The sequence below is a fragment of the Deltaproteobacteria bacterium genome (genome assembly GCA_016709225.1).
Classification (GTDB): domain Bacteria; phylum Myxococcota_A; class Polyangia; order Nannocystales; family Nannocystaceae; genus Xiheibacterium; species Xiheibacterium phototrophicum.
On sequence record JADJEE010000012.1, the window covers coordinates 3,655,086 to 3,673,469 of the forward strand.

The 18,384-nt window shown below is 70.9% G+C and carries 12 protein-coding genes; 2 read left to right on the forward strand and 10 right to left on the reverse strand.

The window, feature by feature from the left end; all coding sequences use genetic code 11:
• Positions 1 to 70: 70 nt before the first annotated feature.
• Positions 71 to 1,219, forward strand: a complete 1,149-nt coding sequence (locus tag IPH07_40150) for a hypothetical protein (GenBank protein ID MBK6923666.1) — start codon at positions 71 to 73, stop codon at positions 1,217 to 1,219.
• Positions 1,220 to 1,256: 37 nt separating this feature from the next.
• Positions 1,257 to 1,871 (forward strand): hypothetical protein, encoded by a 615-nt coding sequence (locus IPH07_40155; GenBank protein ID MBK6923667.1) that lies wholly within the window; start codon positions 1,257 to 1,259, stop codon positions 1,869 to 1,871.
• 13 nt (positions 1,872 to 1,884) lie between these two features.
• Here IPH07_40155 and IPH07_40160 read toward each other — a convergent pair whose 3' ends face one another.
• The 10 genes from IPH07_40160 to IPH07_40205 form a co-directional block, all read right to left on the reverse strand.
• Positions 1,885 to 3,144: a cupin-like domain-containing protein gene (locus tag IPH07_40160; protein ID MBK6923668.1), complete on the reverse strand. Its 1,260-nt coding sequence runs from the start codon at positions 3,142 to 3,144 to the stop codon at positions 1,885 to 1,887.
• Positions 3,141 to 4,880: a hypothetical protein gene (locus tag IPH07_40165; GenBank protein MBK6923669.1), complete on the reverse strand. Its 1,740-nt coding sequence runs from the start codon at positions 4,878 to 4,880 to the stop codon at positions 3,141 to 3,143. Before IPH07_40165 ends, IPH07_40160 begins: the two co-directional genes overlap by 4 nt.
• Positions 4,881 to 4,937: 57 nt before the next feature.
• Complete coding sequence (locus IPH07_40170) at positions 4,938 to 6,935, reverse strand: ABC transporter ATP-binding protein (GenBank protein MBK6923670.1); 1,998 nt, start codon at positions 6,933 to 6,935, stop codon at positions 4,938 to 4,940.
• Between the two features lie 118 nt (positions 6,936 to 7,053).
• A complete protein-coding gene (locus tag IPH07_40175) occupies positions 7,054 to 9,825 on the reverse strand; it encodes an ATP-binding cassette domain-containing protein (protein MBK6923671.1) in 2,772 nt (923 codons plus the stop codon).
• Positions 9,822 to 11,018 carry an HlyD family efflux transporter periplasmic adaptor subunit gene (locus tag IPH07_40180; GenBank protein ID MBK6923672.1) on the reverse strand — a complete coding sequence of 399 codons (1,197 nt, stop codon included), beginning with the start codon at positions 11,016 to 11,018 and terminating at the stop codon, positions 9,822 to 9,824. The genes IPH07_40175 and IPH07_40180 overlap by 4 nt, the downstream gene beginning before the upstream one ends.
• A 22-nt stretch (positions 11,019 to 11,040) precedes the next feature.
• Positions 11,041 to 13,890, reverse strand: coding sequence for a class I SAM-dependent methyltransferase (locus IPH07_40185; protein MBK6923673.1), 2,850 nt, complete (start codon positions 13,888 to 13,890; stop codon positions 11,041 to 11,043).
• A 455-nt stretch (positions 13,891 to 14,345) separates the two neighbouring features.
• Complete coding sequence (locus tag IPH07_40190) at positions 14,346 to 15,251, reverse strand: hypothetical protein (protein ID MBK6923674.1); 906 nt, start codon at positions 15,249 to 15,251, stop codon at positions 14,346 to 14,348.
• A gap of 98 nt (positions 15,252 to 15,349) precedes the next feature.
• Positions 15,350 to 16,564: a metallophosphoesterase gene (locus IPH07_40195; protein MBK6923675.1), complete on the reverse strand. Its 1,215-nt coding sequence runs from the start codon at positions 16,562 to 16,564 to the stop codon at positions 15,350 to 15,352.
• A gap of 212 nt (positions 16,565 to 16,776) precedes the next feature.
• Positions 16,777 to 18,228 (reverse strand): Asp-tRNA(Asn)/Glu-tRNA(Gln) amidotransferase subunit GatB, encoded by a 1,452-nt coding sequence (gene gatB / locus IPH07_40200; GenBank protein MBK6923676.1) that lies wholly within the window; start codon positions 18,226 to 18,228, stop codon positions 16,777 to 16,779.
• Positions 18,225 to 18,384, reverse strand: a 160-nt coding sequence (locus IPH07_40205) for a hypothetical protein (GenBank protein MBK6923677.1), incomplete at its 5' end; no start/stop codon positions are given. The genes gatB and IPH07_40205, both read right to left, overlap by 4 nt.

The following is an 18,384-nucleotide window of genomic DNA, read 5'->3' on the forward strand; positions in this document are numbered from 1 at the left end:
GGCGCGGTTTCGCGGGGTTGTCGGCGGAGGAATCGAACCGCTGGCGTCGCGCGTCGTGGCTGCAGCCACCATGCGCCTGACCACCGCCCGCCAAGCCTTCGTGCTCGCCGCCGCCGCTGCCGTCCCCGTGACCGTCGGGGTTCACATGCACCTCGAGCACCTCGAGGCGGTCGAGGCCTGCGAGGCCCAGACGGCGACCCAGGTGGTGATCGCGGCCCCGGTGGCGACGCCAGTCGTCGTCGAGGGCGCGTCGGTCGTCGCCGAGGTGGTCGAGCCCTCGGTGCCGGCCGCGACACCGGTGGACTTCGCGTTCGTCATCGACATCGAGGGACCCCACGTCGTGCTGTCGACGACCGTGCTCGAGGCGTGGGCCACCGACGCCCCGCACTACCGCGGCGACGACACCAACGTCTTCGAGGGCGGCAACGTGTGGCGCAGCGTTGCACCCGAACGTCTGCCCGACGAGCTCCGCGGCCAGCTCGGTCGCAAGCTCGTGGTCTACGCGGCGAGCGGACGCGTGTGCGAGGCGACCATCGGCGCACCGTCGCTGGTCGGCGAACTCACCGGCTCGGTCGGGTACCTCGGCGAGGACGATGTCGAGCTCGGCGAGACCCCGAACTCGATCGTCGCCGCGAGCATCTGGGACGACGCGCGGATCAGCCTGGTCGCGCCGCTCGAGGGCGGTGGCGACTGCGAGGATGCAGTGTGGGCCCGCGACGCGGAGCTGCCCGCCGCTCGCGTGTACCGGGCCGCTGGCGAAGACGATCTCCCATCGCCGGTCGCGCGTCGCCTGCTCCAGCGCGATCCCGCCATGCGCGCGGCGGGGAAGGATTTTGCGGCCCACATCGCCGGCATGGACGACCCCGCCTTCACCACCCGCCGGCTGGCCGACCGACTGCGCGGCGTGCGGTGGATCGAGCCCACCTCGGGTGCCGAGCTCGACGTGTTCGTCACCGATGGCGAGGAGTTCGGCTACTGCGGCGGCTTCGATCCGGCGTGGGGCGCGGTCGGCTTCGACGCCGAGGGCAATCCTGCGCAGAGCTGGTTCGACACCGGCGGCGACGACGTGATCGCGGTGCTCGATCTCGACGCCGACGGTCGTGCCGAGGTGGTGACGCTCGAGGTCTTCGGCAGCAACAAGCTCGTGACGCTCGACGACGACGGCATGGCGGTCTACGCGGATCTGCCCCAGGTCCCGTTCTACGGCTGCGCCTGTTGACGCCTCAGCCCCGCGCGCGCAAAGATCGACGTTGCAGGTGGCGCCGCAGCTCGAGTTCAGCGACTTCGAGACCGAGGTCCTCGGCGTACCGCGGCGCGCATTGGTGGTGACCCCGGCCGAGCGCATCCGCGTCGGCCGGGCGCGCCTGGGCGGTGCCGAGCCGACGCTACCCAAGGCCTCGCCCCTCGACGACGAGATCGTCCGGCAGGTCGCGAGCTGGCCGCGACCCGTCGACGTCGTGCTGCTGCGCTCGTGGGGCGGCAGCGAGGCGCGCTCGTGGGCGTTCGAGCCCGATCTCGACGACGACGGCACCGACGAGCTCGCCTACGCGATCATGCGCGACCAGCTGGCGTTCTACCGCGACGTGCTCGCGCTCGGCGTGCACGCGCTGGTCGCCACCGACCTCAGCGCCCGCGAGTTCGACGCGATGCTGCGCGCCAACACCCGCCTGCTGCGCGAGCTCACCGGCCGTGCGCGCGGCAACGCGGCGCTGCTGCACGACCCCGCCGATCGCTGGGTGCTGACGCACCTGACGCTCTGGACCACGCGCCCGTTCGACGAGTTCGTGCTGCAGGGGCTGCCGGAGCTGTTCTCGCTGGTCGACCGTCACCGCGACGACCTCGCGGCGTTGGTCGAAGCTCGCCGTCCGTGAAGCGGCGCGGCGCCTAGGCGACCTCGACCAGCCCGCGCTCGAGCAGCACCGCGACCGCCTCTCGGGTGAGCTCCTCGGCGTCGACACTCTCGCGACGAGCAAGGCGACTCGCGGCGTCCAGTAGCTCTGCCTCATCGAACACGATCTCGTCGCTCCCGCACCAGAAGGTCACCGAGCGCGCGGTGCCACCGTCGGTCTCGATCGCGGCCGTCACCGGCCGTTCGGACGACAACCGCACCCTGCGGACCGCGTTGACGTCGCCGGTCGGTCGGGGTGAGCGGCCTTCGAACTCGGCCACGCGCATCTTCCACGCCCGTTCCAGCATCTCGGTCGACTTGCTCAGCGCTTCGAGCTCGGCCGGCAGCTCGGCCAGGCGCGCGCGGAACCACTGCAACACCGTCGGTGGCATGTCGGCCCCGCACTCCGCGGCGAACGTGCCCCGCCACGAAGGACGCTCGCGGAGCTTTGCACGCAGGGCGCCGAACAGGAGCTCGCCGACGTCGATCGGCTCGAGGTGAACGTTGACCGACAGCGAGGGGCCGTCGTCGTCTGCGCGCGTGCTGTGCCAGGTCCCGAACGGAACGTAGAGCAGGTCGCCGGGCTCGAGCACGACCTCGATCGCGTCCTTCTCGTCGAAGGGCTCGGGGTGCTCTTCCCAGGGTTCGATGGCAGCGCTGGCGCCGGCCGGTGCCTCGAAGACGACCTCGCCGTCGGACATCTGTAGGCCGCAGGTGCGAGGAAACGGCAGGGCGGGACGCTTCGAGAGCCGCCACACCTTGCGACCTTCGACCTGGAAGATGAAGCTCGCGCCGGCATCGAAGTGCGGTGCGATGCCAGCGCGGGCGGCAGAGTTCCACGCCGTCGCGCGCACGGTGCCGGTGAAGCCGAGGCTCTGCTTGAGCATGGCCGTGACCTTCGCGACCGGTCCGTGCTCGCGCTGCAGACCGGTGATGAACACCGTCGCACCCGCACTGCGAGCCGAGGGGATGTCGTCCGGCGCAAGTGTGATCGTGGGTCGTTCGCCGGTCTCGCGGATGATCCGCTCTTGGTCGTCGCGAAAGAGACAGCGAACCCTGACGCGACCGGTGCTTGCGATGCGGTCGAAGTCGGCGCGGTCGAAGAGCCCCGCGAAGCGATCGGGGTGACCCTTGACGTAGAGCGGCCGGGTGGAGAAGTGCTGGGTCACGAAGCTGTCGATCGAAACCGGTGACAGCAGCTCGGCGAGTGAATTGTAGTCGGTCATCCTTGTTTCCCTTCGTTCGGTCTCGTTCATTGTCGGGCGGGAGCGGTTCTGACGGTGACGCCGAGCGCCGCTTGGAACACCGCGGCGAGGTCGGGCGGACGGCCATGGACGCGGAAGAACGCGCGCAGGAGCCGATCGTCGACGATGACGTCGAAAGGGGTCCGCCCGAGCACGCGATTGACGTCGCTCTGCAGGCGACCGAACAAGCTCGCTGCGTGGTCGCACACCGCGAGGTGCTCCGCGAGCAAGCGAGCGGCCAGGGCGCGAAACCTCGCGGGCAGCGAGTCCCAGGCGCTGCACTCACGGCCGAGGCGCTGCTCGAGGGACGCCGCCTCGTGTGCCACCGACGGTTGCCAGAGCGAGGCCAGCGCTGGCGGATCGTCGGTCGGCCCGCTCGGCTGCAGGCGGCCTGCGGTGTCGAACAGTGCGACGAGGGCACGCTCGAAGGCATGCTGTCGATCGGGCGTGATCGACCATCCGCGCAGCGGTGCCCCGGACCCGAGGGCCCGCCGCAGGCCCATCACGAGCGGGTGAAGGGGATCGAGTGTCGCGAGTTCGTGGTCGAGCAGCTCTCGGCGCCGACTGGTCTCGTGCACCAGCGCGCGTCCCACCAGCGCCACGCGAGTCGCCGCTGCGGCATACGCGAGGTAGCGGCCGACGTCACCCGTGAGCGGCTCGAGCTGTGACGGCGCCTCCGGCACTCCGCCGTCGAGCACCAGCCGCACGAACTCCTCGATCTTGCCCGGCGGACCGGCGCACACACCCTGCCCCGTGACGAACAGCTGCTCACGATCGGTGATCTTCACGAAGTCGATCGGGTCGACGATCTCGTCGGCCCCTGCAAGGCGCTCCGCGGCATAGAACATGTGCGCGGTCGTCATCCGGATGCCATCGGCCAGCATGAAGATCGACGATGCGACCGAGGGGAGCTCGCCGTTGCGCACCGGAGCATCGCGGCGGACCATCATGTAGCCGCTCCACGCGAGCGCGAGCATGGCGAAGAGATGGGCCTGGCCCACCGATAGCCGGGTGGTCTCCGGCGCCGTCGCGGCGACGAACCGTGCCCGCAGGTCGAGCAGTGTCGCGGTGACGGCGGACCAGTCGCGGTTGACCTTCCGCAGCGCGGTGAGGTTCATCGGACATGCGTGCGCATGGCGGCTGCCGGGGTACTTGCAAGTCGCCCACTGCGTCGTCGTCTCGACTCTGAGCTGGGGGTCGACGTTGTTCTCGCCGACCTGCCGACCCGCATCGTCGAGGGCCGGGCGCGCCAGGTCATTGACGGCGATGAGCGTCTCGATGTGCTCGACGCCGAAGCTCTCGCCCGTCAGCTCCAGCGAGAGCTGCTCGCAGGTGGCGTCGAGCGAGCTCCACGTGCAGGGGTGCGCTCGATGCTGCCGCTCGTGGTGCCTGCCCTCGCTCGGCGGCGTGCTCGATCGCGCGGGCTCCGAGCCGACGCACAGCACGTCTTCGCGGACCAACGCCTCCAGGTATCCGCGCACCCGCTCCCAGGACGAATCGCTCGTCGACGACCAGCCCGCCGCATCGCCGGCACGAAACTGTCGCTGCCGCACCAGCGTCTGCGCGAACGCGAAGTCTCGCTCGTCGTCGAACTCGATCTCGAGCTCGCCGTAGTGGATGACGAACAGCCGGGCCCCCTCGGCGGACTCGCCCCAGCCGTGATCCAGCCGCCGAGGATGGCGAAAGCTCAGCACTTCGTCGCCCTGCAGCTGCCAGTTCAGGTCATCGGTTTGGGTGGCGTGATCCATGGTCTCGGGAGGGTGCGTTTGGACGTGTGGTTGGGGCCGCCAGGACGGCGACGACATTCACGGATGTGCGATGACGACGAGGGTCTCGGCGCGGCGGAGCACGCAGCGCAGGCACGACTCGAGGGTCTTCGGGTCGAGTGCGGCGAAGCTCTCGTCGAGCACGACCAGGGGGGCCTTCTGCAGCAGCGCTCGTGCGATGAAGACGCGACTGCGCTCGCCATGTGAGAGTCGCCAGCCGCCTTCGCCGACGTTCTGCGCGACGCTGCCGGACATGCGACCGAGCAGGTCGTCGAGCCCGAGCTCGTGGCAAATCGCCAGCAGGTCGTCGAAGTCTTCGCGGGTCTCGGGCCAGTTCGGACGACCGAGCAGTGCGTTGAAGGCGAACGTGTCGGCGAAGATGTGGTTGTCGTGATACTGGGCTGCCACCGCGACTCGGGCGCGCCAGCCGGCATCGCCCAGGGTCGGGTGATCGAAGCCGTCGAGCAGCAGCAGCCCCGAGCTCGGTCGCTGCAGGCCCGCGAGCACCGCTGCGAGCGTGGTCTTGCCACCACCCGAAGGACCTTCGAGCAGGATGCGATCGCCGTGCTCGATCGTGAGCGAAACGTCGTCGAGCACGGGTGCCGCGCGCCCGGGATACCGAAACGTCACGCCGGTCGCGGACAACAGCGTGGGCCGACGATCGACCTCGCCGGCCGCGCTCGCGCGTCGCGGCTCGAGCACCGCAATCGCGGGCGCGGGTGCGACGCTCGGCCGCGCCGCAGCGGCGAACAGCGGCGCGATCTGCCGCCAGCCTGCGGCGGCCTCCACCACCTGTCGCATGCCCTGTGCGACCTGGCCCAGCGAAGCGAAGCTCATCATCGTGCCGCCCAGCCCGATCGCGAGCGCGAGCGGGGCATCGCCACGCACGAACCCCGGGGCGATCATGAGGAGCCCCGCCGCCAGCCAGGCGTACGGCACGATCTGCATGCCCACCTCGAACCGATCGATGCCGCCCGCAAGCGTGCCGTAGCGTGCGAGCAACTCATCCTCGCCCTCGTGCCAGCGCCGAGGGTTGCGCTGCGCGAGTCGAGTGCGATGGCCGCCCATTCGCTCGACCAGCTCCTGCGTGAGGCCGCGGCGGGTGTCGGTCCACTCGACGGTTCGCCGGTAGGCCGCGACGCCCAGACCGAGCATCGTCACGATCACGCCGGCGAGCAGCAGCGCGTGGGCCCAGCCGCCGCTCCCGAATGCAAGCCACGCGCAGGTGGGCATCAGCTCGATCACCGCCAGCGCGGCGGTGAGGCCCACGCTGGGCGCGAGAGCGTCGATTGCGTTGGTCTCGAGCGCACGCCCGACCAGCTGACCGACACCTTCGCGGCGCAGGATCTCGGCGTCGATGTGCATCGCGCCCCACAGCAGGCGGCGCTTGAGGAGGCGGCCGAAGTCGACCGCGAGCTTCCCCCGCAGCCAGGCCTGCCACACATAGATCGGCACGAACGTGAGCAACAGGAGCCCCCACGCGCGCATCCAACCCGACTCGAGTCGTCCCTGAAGTGCTGCCTGACCGAGGATCGTCCAGCCCAGGATCGACATCGCGACGAGGCAGAGATGAAGCGCGACGATCGCGATCGCGCGCGTCGGGATGCGGGCGCTGGCGCTCTGCGCCCAGAAGCTCGCGCCTGGCGGTGGTCGCAGGACCCAACACCCGGTGAAGGGAACCGCACGCAGACGCTCCGCGACGAGGGCCCGTCGCGCCGGCCCAGCGGTGCGCGGCGGCAGGCCGGCGAGCGTGCGATCGAGTGCGGCCGTCGCCTCGGCCACGAGCTTGCGGCCGAGCGCGTGGCACACCACATCGATCGGCACGAGCTCGACCCGACGGGTCGCGAACGAGTACACCCGGAGGTTTCGTCCCCGGGTGCCCAGCACTGCGAGCACGGTCGCTGCGTCGGGCATCGCGACCAGGGCTGGCGCCGCGCGCCGTAGCATCTTCGAGAGCTCGTCGTATGGCACCTCGACCGGTGTCGCTTCGAGCCCGAGCACGGTCGCGGTCGCGGTCACCCACGCACCCGCGTCCACGTCGGGAGGGGCAGCGAAGCCGCCCGCGAGGTCGTGGCGCATGGGGAATCGGGCTGCGGACGCGAGTGCTCGCATCGCGTGCTCGACGGCATGCACAGGCCAGCACGATGCTGCGAGATCAACGCGGGCCATGGCCACCTCCGGCCGCTCGCGGCAGCGGTGTCACGCGCATGGTCTGTCCGCGCCGCGGCGCCGTCATGCCGGTTCGCGCGCCGGTGATCACGCGACCGCCCTCGACGCGCATGCGCTTCCAGTTGTCGCCGCCCCACAGCTGCGCGGCGATGTTCCGCTCGGTCGCGAGGAACGCCGCATAGCGACTCTCCGGGTCGCCTGCCAGCACGCGCGGGTCGCCGTCTTCGACGATGCGTCCCGCCTCCACCACCAGCACGCGGTCGAAGCCGAGCGTCTCCTGCACGTCGTGCGTCGCACACAGCAGCGTCGCGCCAGCCCAGTGCTCGCGCGCGCGCGCCAGCAGTCGACGACGCTGCTCGCCGTCGAGCCCACGAAACGGCTCGTCGAGCAGCACCAGGCGCGACGACGGCCCCGTGAGCGCCCGTGCGAAGCGGGCGCGCTGGCCCTCACCGCCGGAGATCAGCGCTCCGTTCTCACCGAGTGCGCTCTGGAGACCGTGCGGCAGGCGCTGCAGCACCTGCTGCAGCTCGGCCGCCTCGACGGCCAGGCCGACGTCCTGTGCGACGCGCGTGGATGGCTCGGCGCGGTAGGTGACGTTGGCGAGCAGGCTCTGGTTCCACAGCTGTACCGATGGATCGACCCACGCCGTCTGTCGTCGCAGGCGGGCGATCGCGTCGCCATCGAGCAGCGCGCCATCGACGTGGATCTCGCCGTGCGTGGGCCGGTTCCAGCCCAGCAGCAGCCCCAACAGCGTGGACTTGCCCGACCCCGAGGTGCCGACGATCGCGACATGGCTGCCGGGCGCGACCTCGAGGTCGAGGTCTTCGAGGATCGTCTGACCACCCATCCGCACGGTGACGCCGGCGATCGAGATGGCCGGAGCCGGCAGCGAGGCGGTTGGCTCGTGCGCTTCGTTGGCTGGCGATGCCGCGCGTTCCTCGGGCGACTGCAGCGGCTCGAGCAGGCGTTCGGTGGCGATGAGCATGCCCGGCAGCATTCGCGCCATGCTCGCGAGCGCCTGGCCGATGGCCGGCAGGCGCAGGGCCCAGTACGCCAGCAGCAGCGCATTGGCAGCGTGACCGGTCTCGTCGCCCAGCCGAAGGATCAGCCACCATGCCAGGCCGAAGCCGAGGGTCGTCTGCACCGCGTCGACGACCACGCCGATGCGATGCGTGTCGAGCTGCGCGCGCGCCCAGCGGACCACCACGGCCTCCTGCGCCTGCATCAGGCGCCCGTGAGCGCCGTGCGCCGACAACGACGTCGCGCCCAGGAACGCCTCCAAGTAGTAGCGCGCGAGCGCACCGACGTGGGTGCGCACGCGTCGGTCGTGCTCGAGCAGCAAAGGATGTGCGAGCCATCCGAACACGCCGGCGACCGCAGTCATCCCGAGCACCAGCGGCGCGCTCCAGGGGGCGAGCCACAGGATCCCGGCCAGCGTGAAGCCGGCGAGGAACACGGCGCCCGACATGCGGAGCACGAGTGCCGGCAACGAGCGAATCGCCGCGATCGAGTGGGCCCGCTCGGCCATGTCGGAGATCGTGCGGCTCGCGAAGTACTGGTCGTGGATCCGCGGGATCTTGCGGAACAACGCCAGCCGCAACGCGAGCTCGAGGCGCCGACCCACGCCCAGCGAAGCCGAGGTCGTGGCACCGCTCACCAGCAGCCCTGCGACCAGCAGCACGAGCGCCGCACCGACCGCGCCGATGCGTTGACCCCCGAGGCCCAGCCAGCGCCCGACGTCGAGGAATCCTCGCAGCACCAGCGCCTGCACCGAGACGGCCGCCGCCGATGCCAGCAGCGCGATGACCACGGCGACGAGCGTTGCGACGCCGCCGTCGGCCACCAGCCGTCCGAGCACGCGCCACGGCGAGGCGTCGGTCTGCGCCAGCTCGAGGGTCTGCGCGTGCGGGAGCGTCTGCGCATGCTCCTGGTTCTCGGGCCCACGAGGTGCAGCGCGCCCACGCACCTGCAGCACGATGGCGCCGCGCAGGAACGCCCGCTCGTTGCCGTCGTCGTCATCGGGCGCGGGCCAGAACGACCAGTACGAGTCCGGGACCAGCGCGTCGTCGCGCTCGCTGGCGGCCAGGCGCACCAGCAGCGGCTCGACCGCGGGCCCGCGGCGGATGGCCCCGGCGCGCGTCAAGCTCGCGAGCATGCGCGTGGCCGCGTCGAGACCCGCGAGGCGACGATACGACGGATCTCGAGCTGCGTCGGTGACGAGTCGATCGACGCTGCCACGCATGAGACCGAGGTCGCGCAGCCGTCGGCGCAGCGGCGCGAGGAACTCCTCGGAGCCGACCCACTCGCGCAGCCCATCGGCGGGGACCCTGGTGGTGTATCGGTAGAGGTCGCGGAAGAAGTCCGCCTCGGACAGCCACCTGCGGCCGTGGGCAGGATCCATCACCATCACCCAGCGGCCGACGCGACGCCAGACGATGACGAAGTGCGCCAGCTTCGCCGTGGTGATCACCGCGAGCGCAGGCAAGACCTGGGCGTCGTCGAGCAGGACGTGATCGAAGGGCACCACCGACTGCACGGCATCGAGGCCGAGATCGCATGCGACCTCCTCGAGCACGTCGATCGAGGTGCCATCGACATCGGTCTGACACGCCTCACGCAGACGCCCGTAGCTGACATGGATCCCGAAGCCCTCGCACAGGCACTTCAGCGCGGCTGGCCCGCAGTCCATCTTCGAGGTCTGGACCACCTCCGGCGCGAGGAAGCGGCGACGGGCCGCCGGGCGTGCGCTCGCACTCATGGTCGTGCCCCGTTGCCCGTCAGCGCCTGGCCGACGCTACGCACCGGTTCCGCCAGGGCCTTGCCGGCCGCGCGCAGGACGAGCGTGGCCGGCGAGACACGCTCGAGCTCGATCTCGACGATCCCGGGCAGCCCGTGCTGCAGTGGAATCGTCGAGCCCGGCACGTCGATGTCGAGTTCGATGTGAATGGAGCCGTCTCTCACCTCACCCGCCACCCGTCGAATCGTGGCCTCCACGACGCCGTGCTGCGCCCATGGGAAGCCGTCGAGGCGGAGCTGCGCGAGCTGCCCCTCGTGCACGCGGCCGAGCGCGTCGGAGGGCTCCAGCTCGGCCGTCGCGCGCAAGGTCCCGGCGGGCAGGACCACGCCCATGCGGTCGCCTTGCTGCACCATCGCGCCCGGCGTGACGGCGGCGAACTCGACGATGTCGCCATCGATGGGTGCACGGATGGTGCGGCGATCGATCTCGTGGCGTAGCCGGAGCACCGCGGCCTCGCTGGTCGCGACTTGGCCGGTCAGCACGGTCGCCTGTCGCTCGAGTGCTTCGATGCCCGAGCGACGCTGTGCGACACTCAGCTGCTTCTGCGCGGCAACACCGTGCACCGATTGTCGTGCTGCGTCGGTGGCGGCGTCGCTCTGTTCGGCCAGCGCTTCGGCGTCGAAGCGCTCGTTGTCGGCGACGAAGCCGTTGGCAGAGAGCCGCTCGAGCTGCTGCGTCTTGCGCCTGGCGTGGGTCGACGCGATGCTGGCCTGGCGCAGGCGCGCCTTGACCTCCGCCGCGGCTGCACTCGCGCTCTCGCGTTCGATGTCGAGTGCATGTCGCTCGATGTCGAGCTGGTCTTCGACCGCGACCAGCTCGGCACGCTGCGCCGCCAGCCGAGCCTGCGCCTCGGCCAGCTCGAGCCGCTGGGCCTGTGAGTCGAGCTCGACGAGCGCTTGCCCGCGTTGCACGCGGTCGTCCTGCCGCGCGAGCACCGTGACCACGCGGCCTGCCAAGGGCGCCGCGAGCGGATGTGCGATCTGATCGATCTCGATTCGCGCGCTCTTGCTCACCACACGCACTGGCACCTCGACGAGCACCAGCCACGCGGTCCAGGCCGCCAGCAGGGCGAGCCCCAGCGCGAGCGCCACCGCGGTCGTCCATCGGCGTTCGTCGCTCATCGAGCGCGTGGTGGCAAGGAAGTCGGCAGCCATGATCGTTGTCGCCTTGCCCGCTTCAGCGCAGTCGCGTGATGGTCACCACTCCGTACTCCGAGCAGACGAGCCCGGTGAGGCGCTCGCTGGGGTACATGTCGGCGATCTGGGACAGCGGCTCCTGGTCGACGTCGAGTGCGATCGAGAAGTCCGCCGCCGCGGGACCGAGCACGCGGCGGACGTGATCGACGAAGCTGATCTCGCGCCACGACAGGAAGCGACCGATCATCTGCAGCTCGCCGTCGACCTCGAGATGGTCGGGCAGCCCCGCGAGGATGCGGTCGATCACCGCCGTGCCTCGCGGCCCCGCGCCCCACCAGTTCTCGCCCGCGGCGTGCTTCGAGTCGGGCTGGTAGGGCGGGTTCGCGGTGATGCGATCGAAGCGCGCGCCGGGCAGCGCCGAGAATGCGTCGCTCACGTGGAAGTGCACCCGGTCGATGCCGTTGAGCCGGCGGTTCCACTCGGCGAATGCGATCGCACGCGGGCTGATGTCGGTGCCGACACTCGCGTCGGCGTAGCGCGAGCCGAGCAGCGCATGGACTCCGCTGCCGGTGCAGAGGTCGAGGCTGCGCGCCACCGGGTGGCGGTGCAGGCGTTGCGCGAACGCATAGGTCTCGAGGTAGCCCGGCATCACCAGCGCATTGGGGCCGCCGCTGCTGTTGCGACCGGCATCGATCGTGGCCGGGTTGTCGGTCACGAGGTACAGCCCGTCGACCGGTGCCACCGAGAACGGCGAAACCACCGTGCCGTCGCGCAGGACCGCGAGGCCGGTCTCGTACAACGCCTCGCACTCCTCGGTCCGCAGCGCGGCATGGACGACGGCGGGCGCGAGCGCACCGCCGCCGAGGAACAGGCGGATGAGGACATCGAGCGGGGCCGCTGCGGCTCGCTCGTGCCTGTGCTCGGGCCATCCACCGCTCGAGCGCAGCAGCGTGCTCAGGGTCTTCGCGGCCTCGAGGTCGCTGTCGAGGCTGCAGCCCCACGCGTGTCGGACGGCGGTCGCCAAGCCGAACCGCGCGCGCGCGAACATGCGGCGCAGCACGGGAAAGTCGCGATCGTCCCGGGCTCGCGGCGGCTCGACGACGCCTCCGTTCGTCGTGGCACGCTCGCTGGCGTGGTCGACCACGATCGACGCCGTCGCATCGCGAAAGCCGTCGAGCGCGGCCCGCAGGCTGGCGGCAGGCCACTGTCGCGCCGCCTCGCGCGGACCGAACGCCGCCGTCGGAGCGGGACGATCGAGGAGCGCGTTGATCTCCGCCTGCACGCGTGCGGCAGCCTCGAACGCGCCCTGCTCGAGCTTCGCGAGGCGCAGCGCTGTCCGTGACGACGCCGCGCGCACCGTCATCGGAGCCTCGGACCCATCGAACGCGTGCGCGGTCTCGCCGATCGCGTCGGTCACGGTGTCGATCGCCGAGGGCTGTCCCCGCAACCGCCGGCAGGTGCGGGCGACCTCGACGAGGCTCTCGCATACGCGGGATCGCGACACCTCGAGCGGCACATCGAGGAACGGGATGATCCCCGGTCGTGACAGCATCGCGCCGAGCCGTGCGCCGAACTCCGCGACCGGCGACTCGGGCTCGGCCGGTGCCTCCGCGAGCGTGTGGTGCAGCTCGCGGGCGAGCTCCAGCTGGCGAATCCAAAAGCGATCGAGCTCGAGCTCGAGCTCGAGCGCGGCGCATCCGTAGTCGATCGCGGCCTCGAGATCTCCCACCGCGTCGACGAGCGCGGCGGGGATCGCCGGGGTGTCGTCGACGACGTCGGTGCGCATCACCTCCGTGAGGAACTCGCGGATGGCGGCCGGCGGGCCCGCACACACACCGCGAGTGCCATTGAAGAACAGGAGGTGCTTCTCACAGTAGAAGTGGAACGACTCCGGCGTCGGCACCGTGTCGACGCGAAACTCGGGGTCATCGGTCAGCAGCATCACGCGGGACGCCAGGCGGGTGCCGTCGATGATGCGGAACAACGCCGCGATGCTGGTCGGGAACTCGCCGCTTCGAACCGGCCGCGCTCGGCGGTGGAGCATGTAGCCCGGCAGTGTCAGCACGCAGGTCGCGAACGTGAGCAGCTCCGCGATCGTCAGGCCGCCGGCGCTGCGCGACCGCCGACGCAGGAACGCTGCACGGAGCGCTCGCAGCACCGCGATCGCGTCACTCCAACCCTCCTGTACCAGGCGCAGGCCCGTGACGTTCATCTGCGCGGTGTGCTGGTAGCGGCTGCCGGCGTAACGGCAGGGGCGCCGCTGCGTCGGCGTCTCGACGTAGAGTTGCGACGGGAACACGTTCTCATCGCCGAGCTGACGCCCGTCGACGTCCTGTGCGGGGTGCGGAATCTGCCAGCCGCGCAGCAGCGATTCGAGCTGGCCAATCTCGGCACTGACACCGAAGATCTCGCGGCTCAGCGCCGGGGTCTCCGCCTCCGTCCAGGTGCGCGCGCACGCGGGGCGCTGCTGCCGGGCAGGGTCGTCGTCGGCGAGTTGGGGCGCTGCAGACGGCTCGGCATCATCGGCGAGCGCGGGCCCTGCCGCGTGCGGCTCGTTCGCGTGCGCGAACGGACATTGCAGCGGTGCCTCGACCGCCAGGATGCCCTCGGCGACCAAGACCTCCAGCAAGTCCCTCGCGCTCTCCCACGCGCGTGGTCGGCTGAGGGCCCAGTGCGTGCTCTCCTGCGCGACGAAGCGAGCATGTGCGAGCAGGGCCTCGCCAAATGGAATCTGATCTGGCTCGTCGAACACGACCTCTTTCTCACCGTAGTGGAGGGTCAGCGTGCGCTGTCCTTCGAGCACGCCCCACTCGTGGAAGAGTCGCCGACGGTGCGGCATGTAGATGACGTCGGTCGGTTCGATGGGAGCCGATGGTGCTGAGGAATCCACGATGATGCCACCCACGCTCCACACGCGCTCGAAACGAGGACGCCGGTCGTGGAGCACGACCGGCGCCCTGGGGTGCGAAGATGGACACGACGTTCGTCGTTGCCCACGACACCCCTCGAATGACGAAGACCGCTCTAGTACGAGCGGGTCTTGTCGCCGAATCCAGCCTTAGCCTTGGTCTTGACCTTCATTGCACTCCTCCTTCCCTTCGTTGTGGTCCATCGAGTCGACGATCGGGGCCGGCTTCGCCGCCCCCAGGCGCATCGCACGACGCGCTCGTCCTCGCTTCACCACCTGAGGCGTGCGAGCGAGCGAGTTGATCCCGAGTTTTTTGTGAGCGTGACTCGCAACGCTGGCTCCACGGCCGAGCCTTGGTCCCAAGCTCCGGCTCACCCCGGGCCCACCAACCTGCGATGCCCCGGCGTAGCTGCGCGCGCCGCCCTTGGGACCGGACTTCAGCCGAACGCGACCGTCAGGGTCACGCTCATCTGCCCGAGGTCCTTGAAGGCGTGGTCCAGATCGAGCTCGAAGCCCTCCGACCCATCATCGTAGAGCTGGACCTGGAGGCGGGCGATGTCGCCGTCGATCGCGAGCGGGCCATAGATCGAGTCCGCGGCGACGACGTGGGTGACGTCGTCGAAATCCTCGGTGAACGCCGGTGTGGCAGCGTCGACCTTGCGCATCTCGATCTGGCCGTGGGTGATCGTCAGCTCGGTGTCGGCGCGCGTGAGCATCATGTAGTAGATGCCGGCGGTACGGGCGACCAGGCGATCGTCCTCGATCGTGAACTCGACCTCGAGGGGAACCGGTTGGTCGGTGGCGGCCGGGTCGAGTGCCTGGTACGAGCCCGTCTCGAGCCGAACGAGCAGGCGAACGTCATCGCTCTCGACCTGTATGCACGCGCTGGCACCGGCATCGAAGTCAGGCGTGAACAGCGGAAACAACGGTCCGCCGTACATCTGAACCTCGAGTCGCTGGCCGTCGATGACCGGTGTGATCCCGAAGTAGCGCCCGTCACTGGCCTCGTCGTCGCAGTCGATCTCGATGCCGAAACGCCCGTCGGCGGTCGAGGTCGCGATGAATGTGGTGCCGATCTTCGTGATCGTGAACGCGGCATCGGGGCCACCGCTGGTCGAGAGCGGGCCGCTGTCGCTGCTGTCCTCGCGACCGGTCGACGTCGAGCCTGTGAGGTCGGACATGCCGGTGCCGTCGTCGCTCGCACCGGTGTCGCTGCCGCGGGTCGCGGTCGCCGATGCGACGGCAGTGTCGGACGACGACGAGCTCACGGGTGCTCCGTCGTCGCCGTCGCCTCGACAGGCGATCGCGGTGACCAGGGCGAGCGGCCAGCGTGACGTGTGCATGCGACGATCTTCGCCGCCATCGTCGCAGCGCGCGAGGGGCATCGCCGGTCGTGCGCGCGCGCAGGTGATCGGCAGCACGACCCCGATCCGGGGGCCCGCTAGGGAGCGGCGCGCGGGGGCCAGATCACCAGCACGCTCTCCTCGGCCGGCACGCCGAGTCGGATCGGATAGCCGTAGTGTCCGTTGGCGCGGTGCACGTAGAGGCGATCGCGACCGCGCGCCCACAGGCCGTGGTCGGGGATCGACGACACCCACGACAGGAACGTGCTCTGGCCACCGAGGCTGACGAGGCCGACCTGGCCGCCGTGGGTGTGGCCGGCGAGCACGAGATCGGCGTCGCCCTCGGGGATGTGCTTGAACGCGCCGGGATCGTGCAGCAGCCACAGGCGCAGCGCGCCGGGGCGACGGGGAAAGCGCTGCGCGAGCCGCAGCAGGTGCTCGCCGCGCTGCCGCCACACGAAGTCGGCGCCGATGAGCTGCACCGCGCCGGCGGCGGTCTCGATGACGGTGGCGGCATCGACCAGCAGCGTGATGCCGTGGGTCTCGTAGGCGCGCGCGACCACGGCGCGCGCCTCGTGATCGTGATTGCCGTGGCAGGCGTACACGCGCCCGCGCAGTGCGGCCAGCGGGGCCAACGCGGCGGTCACCACCGCGGTGTCGTGCGACTCCATCGTCATGAGGTCGCCGGTGATGAGCACGAGATCGGGGGCGGCCTCGACCGCGCGGCGGCAGATGCCCTGCAGGCGCTCGATCGACATGAACGGGCCGAGGTGCGGATCGGTGATCTGCACCACCCGCAGCGGGCGACCGGGCCGCGCGGGCGCGTCGTCGTCGACACCGCGTCGCGTGACCGCGGTGCGGTAGCGCTGTGGCACGGCGCCGGCGTCGAGCCCGTCGAGCACGATGTCGACCCGCTCGCGCCGCGTGAACAAGGACTGCCACAGCCCCAGCAGGCACAGCGCGAAGGGGATCCATGCGCCGACCGGCGGGCCGACCACGCCGGCCCAGATCGCCCACGGCCATGCGAGCAGACACGCGGCCGCGAACCACAGCCCCGGCACGCTCACCAGCGCACGGAACCACCACGGTCGCAACGCCGGCCGCACCAGCAGGGCGGCGAAGTGCAGATCGGTCACCAGCTGCAGCGCGGTGACGACCGGCGCGCCGACGCCGAAGCTGTCGGCGAGCGCGTTGCCCACGAAGGTCGGGAACGCCAGCACGATCGCCGCGAACACGCCGTAGGCGCGGCTGCGCAGGAACGCCGCGACCACGACGACCGCGTAGGCAAGCAGCGTCAGGGTGGTCGCGCTCACGCGACCTCGCGGACGAGCTCGGGGTCGCGGCGCGACGGATTCCACGCGGGCTGGACGACGGGCACGTTGGGGATGACGGCGCCAGCGGCCGCGGTGTCACGCACGAGCTGCATTCTCCGCAAGTGTGGCGATCGTGCCGGCGTTTGGCTCGACTTCGTGCGTGTCCGCCCGCGGGCGCCCGTGCGTGCCAGCGCCTGGCCCGCGAGTCCGGGCTACTCGTCGTGGCGGGCGATGGCGGCATCGAGCCGCTGAGCGACCAACGCGGGGTTGGCCTGCCCGCGCGTGGCCTTCATGATCTGTCCCACGAAGTAGCCGCGCAGCGCGACCTTGCCGGCGCGCAGCGAGGCCAGCTGCGAGGGATTGGCGGCCAGCACCTGCGCGATGACGGCATCGATGGCGCCGGTGTCGCTCACCTGTCGCAGGCCCTCGCGCTCCACGATCGCGGACGCCGACGGCTCGCCCTGCCACAGGCGCGCGAAGAGATCCTTGCCGGTGCGGCCCGAGATGGTGCCGTCGTCGACCAGCGCGACCAGCTCGGCGAGCGCCGCGGGGGCGATCGGGCAGCGCTCGATCGCCACGCCCTCGTCCGCGAGGCGGCCGAGCAGCTCGGTCGTGACCCAGCCCGACAGTCGCTTGGCCCGCGCGACGCCGACCGCCGCGAGCGCAGCGTCGAAGTAGTCGGCGAGCTCGCGCTCGCTCGCCAGCAGCGTGGCGTCGTCGGGCGCGAGGCCGAGGTCACACCATCGCGCGCGCCGGCGCGCCGGTAGCTCGGGCAGCGTCGCGCGGATCTCCGCGACCCACGCTGCGGGGATCGCAAGCGGCGGCAGATCGGGGTCCGGCAGGTAGCGGTAGTCCGCCGCGTCCTCCTTGCTGCGCATCACGAACAGCCGATCGCGCTCGCCGTCGTAGCCGAGGGTGCAGCGTCGGATCGGCTCACCGGCCTCGAGCAGGTCGGTCTGCCGGCGGATCTCGGCCTCGATCGCCCGCGCCAGGAAGCGGAACGAGTTGACGTTCTTGATCTCACAGCGCACGCCGAGCACGTCGCTGCCCCGCGGTCGCAGCGAGACGTTGGCGTCGCAGCGCAGCGTGCCTTCTTCCATGTTGGCGGCCGAGATGCCGGTCGCACGGATGATCGCGCGCAGCTCCTTGAGGTAGGCGGCGGCCTGCTCGGCGCTGCGCAGATCGGGCTCGCTGACGATCTCGACCAGCGGCGCGCCCGCGCGGTTGTAGTCGATGCCGCTGCCGTGGGCACCGTGGAGGTTCTTGCCGGCGTCCTCCTCGAGGTGGATCCGCTGCAGCCGGACCACCAACGGCGCGCCGTCGGCGTGGCGCATGCCCGGCACCTGCAGCCGTCCACCGCTCGCGTACGGGCGATCGGACTGCGTGATCTGATAGCCCTTGGGCAGGTCGGGATAGAAGTAGTGCTTGCGCGCGAACTGGCTGTCGCCGTGGACCTCGCAGTCGGTCGCGATCGCCAGCGCGATCGCCTTGCGCACGGCCTCGGCGTTCAGCACGGGCAGCGTGCCGGGCAATCCCCACGAGAACGGATCGGTGCGGGTGTTGGGCGCCGCGCCCTGCTCGAGCGGGCAGGCCGAGAACAGCTTGCTCGTGGTCGCCAGCTGGCAGTGCACCTCGAGGCCGATGACGGGCTCGAGCGCGCTCATGCGGTCGCCTCCGGCAGCGACGGCCGCTCGCGGTGCCACGACGTCGCGCGCTCGTGCGCGGCCGCGACCGTGAGCACGGCGTCCTCGCGCCAGCGCGGGCCGACCAGCTGCAGGCCGATCGGCAGTCGCGGCGTGCCGCGGCTGAAGCCCGCGGGG

Coding starts and splice junctions, on each gene's coding strand:
- IPH07_40190 (MBK6923674.1), bottom strand. CDS start 15,251: ATGCACACGTCACGCTGGCCGCTCGCCCTGGTCACCGCGATCGCCTGT.
- IPH07_40165 (MBK6923669.1), bottom strand. CDS start 4,880: ATGGATCACGCCACCCAAACCGATGACCTGAACTGGCAGCTGCAGGGC.
- IPH07_40180 (MBK6923672.1), bottom strand. CDS start 11,018: ATGGCTGCCGACTTCCTTGCCACCACGCGCTCGATGAGCGACGAACGC.
- gatB (MBK6923676.1), bottom strand. CDS start 18,228: ATGAGCGCGCTCGAGCCCGTCATCGGCCTCGAGGTGCACTGCCAGCTG.
- IPH07_40150 (MBK6923666.1), top strand. CDS start 71: ATGCGCCTGACCACCGCCCGCCAAGCCTTCGTGCTCGCCGCCGCCGCT.
- IPH07_40160 (MBK6923668.1), bottom strand. CDS start 3,144: ATGAACGAGACCGAACGAAGGGAAACAAGGATGACCGACTACAATTCA.
- IPH07_40175 (MBK6923671.1), bottom strand. CDS start 9,825: ATGAGTGCGAGCGCACGCCCGGCGGCCCGTCGCCGCTTCCTCGCGCCG.